Raw genomic sequence first — 4,553 nt, 5'->3', positions numbered from 1 at the left:
TACGCCGGAAGGCACTGCGCTGGACAAGCAGACCGCACAGAACAGCCTGATGTCGCACACGGACACCACGGTCAAGATGGCTTCCGCATCGGGCAATGCGACCGAGTCGGTGCGGCTGCAGCGCGTGGAGAGCCTGGAGTCGGCAATGCGCAGCTCGGTGGTGCGGACCGCGGAAGCGCCCGCAGCCGCCGCATCGCCGGCCGCTCAGATCATCGAGGTGGCGCCGCTGCTGGCCACCGGCGCACGCGGATTTTCCCTGCCTGTGGCTGTGCAGTCGGATGCGCATGGCGTTGACAACCACACGGCGCGTGCCGAGCTCTGGACGCTGGCCGACAGCCTGCCGACCTACTCGGCGCTCGGTGCGGCCGACGGCCTGGACGGCGCGGCCACAGATGGTGCGGCCCAAGGCCTGCGGGCACAACTCTCGCGTTGGTCTACGGGCTTCGGCCAGCGGCCGCTGACCCGCGGCGCCCTGCGCGCCTGAACCCCGCTGACGCCAGCGTGAAATAGTGCCACGCGGGCGTCAGCCAAGAGGATTCAGTCCCTTGAAAGCGGCGGGAACCAAAGCATTCAATCCTGATTGAATGTTGATTTTCCTCAAGATTTTTGTCATTGGCGTTTCAGTCTGCGGTCATGGCTGCCGATGAGGTGGGTGTACCGGCATTCCGTTTGGGACCCTGCAGACAGCAGGTCGATGCCCGGTCTGGAGCCCACCGCCATGAACAAGACTTACCGATCGATCTGGAACGCCAGCCTGGGCTGCTACGTGGCGGCGCCCGAATCTGCGGTGACGCACAGCACAGGCACCTCCAGCACGCGCGCGGTCCGCGCCGAACTGCCCCGGCAGTCGGGCGCGGCGATGGTGATGGAGACGCGCATCGTGTTCGACGGGGCGATGCTGGTGACCGCGATCGACCAGAGCACGGCCCCGACAGAAGCCCCTTCGACGGTTGCTCCTGCCGCTGAAGCGCCGGTCGCCGACCATCCGGCCGACGCCGTGGTGACCGTGGCCCCGGTAGAAGCTTCGGCCCCAGCGCCGGTCAACGCAGTCACCACCGAAACGAGCACACCGGTCACAGCACCCGTGACCACCGAACCGGTTTCCTCGGTCACCGCGACCACCGACACCCGCACAGACACCTCCACCACCTCAACCACCACAGCTGCCGAGCCGGTCACCGAAACCGCCACACCGGTCGCGGTCGACACCGCACCCGCCACGCTGGCCGTCATTGAACCTGCTGCTGCCAGCAGCCACGAGATCGTGTTTGTCGATAGCCGCGTGCCCGACATCAGCGCCTTCCAGGGCCAGGGCCGCGAAGTGGTGGTGCTGACGCTGGAGCAGGACGGCCTGTCGCAGATCGCCGATGCGCTCTCCGGCCGCACCGATGTGGATGCGATCCACATCGTCAGCCACGGCAGCGACGGTGTGCTGACCCTGGGCAGCACCGAGGTCACGACCGAAAGCATCCAGAGCACGCAGCTGACGTATCTGCAGAGCATCGGCCAGGCGCTCAGCGCCGACGGCGACATCCTGATCTATGCCTGCGACTACGCTGCGGGCACCACGGGCCTGGCGGCGATGAACCTGCTGGCCGACATCACCGGTGCCGACGTCGCCGCCTCGACCGATGCCACCGGCAGCAGTTCGCTGGGTGCGGACTGGACCCTGGAGCAGGCCACCGGCACGGTCGACACCACCGTGCTGGCGCCCCTGGACTGGTTCCATGCGCTGGACTTCGCCTTCACGCCCGCAAGCACCACCGGTGCCCTGGGCATGGCCAACAACATCATGGGTGCGGGTGTGACAGTCGTGTCGGCCACCTACCAGGGCGGCGGCACCCAGTCCGGCACCTTTGCCGCCGCCTCCGGCGTCACCCTGGGCAGCAACGTGCTGGGCTTCACCTCCGGCACGATTCTCTCCACCGGCTCCAACGCGGCAGGCATCGCAGGCCCCAACAACAACGGTGGCTTCGGCGATAACGCGCCTGGGGTGGATGGCGATGCGGGACTCAATGCCCTGGCCGGCAATCCGACCTTCGATGCAGCCATCCTCGACGTCAGCTTCATCCCCGACCTGCCGCCTGGCGCCACTGCCGGGAGTGTTGGACGCATGACGCTGGAAATCGTGTTCGGCTCCGAGGAGTACATCGAATACGTCGGATCAATGAACGATGTGCTGGAAGTGACCATCAACGGACAGCTGGTGTCCCTGGTACCGAATGCCTCCGGTGGTGATTCGACCATCGGCATCAACAGCGTCAACACCACGCAGAACCCCTCGCTGTTCATCAACAACACGGCTGGCACCTACAACACCCAGATGGATGGTTTCACCATCACCATCCCGATGACATTCAACGTCAACCTGGGGCAGGTCAACACGATCCGGCTGGCGGTGGCCGACGCGGTCGACGACGTGTACGACTCCTGGCTGCTGGTGCGCGCCGATTCCGCGCAGACCGTGGTGGTCGCCGAAGACGACAGCGTGACCACGGCGGCCAACCTGCCGATCACCGTGGACCTCACGGCCAACGACTACAACCTGGCCGGCGCCAACCTCTCACTCACCCAGATCCAGGGCCAGGCCGTCACCCAGGGTCAGAGCATCACACTCGGCTCGGGCATCCACCTCACGGTCGGCGCCGGTGGTCAGGTGACGGTCACCGGCAACGGCAGCAGTGCCGTGCACGACACCTTTACCTACCAGGTATCCAACGGACTGGGTGGCGTGGCGCAGGCAACGGTGGACGTGAACATCACGGCGCCCAACTTCAACCCGCCGGTGGCACACAACGATGCGGAAGCCGTGCTGGCGAATGCCACGCACAGCGACAGCGTTCTGACCAACAACGGCTTTGGCGCCGACACCGATCCCAACGGCGACAGCCTGACGGTGGTGCAGGTCAACCTGACCGAGTTCACCCCGGGTACGCCGGTCGAGCTGCCCTCGGGCGCACTGCTGACCATGAATGCCAATGGCAGCTACGTCTACAACCCCAACGGCCAGTTCGCCAGTCTGGCCGCCGGTGCGACGACCACCGACAGCTTCAGCTACACCATCACCGACAGCCACGGCGGCAACTCCTCGGCCACCGTCACCATCACCCTCACTGGCGTCAACGACGCCCCGGTGGCTGTCGACGACAGCTTCACGGTCAGCGAAGCCGGTGCCTCTTTGCTGGGGAGCCTGCTGGCCAACGACAGCGATCCCGATGGCGACACCCTCAGTGCCTCGTTCTCCAGCTACAACGGCAGCAACGGCGGCAGCTTCGGTCTGGACGATTCGGGCAATGTGATCTTCATTCCAGGGGCTTCCTTCGACAACCTGGCCGTGGGACAGACCCGGACCACCAGCTTCAGTTACGCAGTGTCGGATGGCCACGGAGGCAGCGACACGGCGACAGTGACGATCACGGTGCAGGGCGCCAACGACGCACCGGTGGCGGTGGGCGATGCGTTCGATGTCAGTGAAGACGGCGCATCCTGGCTGGGCAATCTGATCGGCAACGACAGCGACCCCGACAGCAGCAACCTGAGCATGGTGCTGGACAGCCTCAGTGGCAGCAACGGCGGCAGCTTCGGCACCGATGACTCGGGCAACCTGATCTTCATCGCCGGGAGCGCGTTCGACGACCTGGCCGTGGGCCAGACGCGCCAGACCAGTGTCACCTACACCGTCAGCGACGACCAGGGCGCACAGGCGATCGGCACCGTGACCATCACCGTGCACGGCGCCAACGACGCGCCGGTGGGCACCGACGACGCCTTCAGCACCTACGAGGACGACGCGGTCTCGCTGGGCCAGATCGGTGCCAATGACAACGACATCGATGGTGCGATCACCCGCATCGGCTTCAACACGGCCGGGCCACTGGATCCTGCGGAACACCCGGTCATCTCCTCTGGCAACGTGCTGGCAAGCTGGACTTCCAACGCGGGTGACGGATCCGCCGGTGGACTCGATGGCCGCCAGGTCGCCGGCACAGTGGTTCAGGCCGTGTCCTCGCTCACGGCCGGCAGCGGCCTGACGCTCTCCGGAAACCCGATCCGGCAGGCTGTGGACGTTTTCGGCCTTGACTCGCTCAGCCTGGACGAAGCCCGCAACAACAATGACTACGTCGACGTCTCGTTCAGGACCGTGGATTCGGTCATCGACCTCTCCAGCCTGGCCTTCGGTGTTCTCGACTCGAACGGGCTGGGCTTCGGCTACACCGTGTCGGTCGAACTGTTGCCCAACGGCGACGAGGCACGTGCTCAGACCCTGATCGCTGGGCACGCTCTGCCGCAGGCGTCTGCGCCCGGCAACTACAACTGGGACCAGTTCAATGTGGACGGGCCCTTGCTCCTGAGTCCGCAGACGGACTACACGGTGCGCATCTACATCTACGGCAATCCCACAGACCAGACCGCTGAATTCAACGATCTGCATCTGTTCTACAACGACCGGGGTCCGCTCGATCCGTCGGTCCTGGGGGCTGGCGACAACGGCGGGATCTTTTCGTTCGACGACTCGGGCAACCTGATCTTCAACCCCAACGGCGAGTTCAACA

The 4,553-nt window shown here is 65.5% G+C and carries 2 protein-coding genes; both read left to right on the top strand.

Annotated elements, in window-relative coordinates:
• Positions 1-484, top strand: a 484-nt coding sequence (locus tag ACLIJ1_RS23235; RefSeq protein ID WP_411367954.1) for a hypothetical protein, incomplete at its 5' end; no start/stop codon positions are given.
• Between the two features lie 234 nt (positions 485-718).
• Positions 719-4,553: Ig-like domain-containing protein (locus ACLIJ1_RS23230; protein WP_411367953.1), on the top strand; the 3,835-nt coding region annotated here is incomplete at its 3' end.

It is taken from the genome of Hydrogenophaga sp. RWCD_12 (assembly GCF_046604225.1).
Lineage (GTDB): Bacteria > Pseudomonadota > Gammaproteobacteria > Burkholderiales > Burkholderiaceae_C > Hydrogenophaga.
Note: the sequence above shows the minus strand (reverse complement) of the source record. Positions and strands in the feature narration are given on the sequence as shown.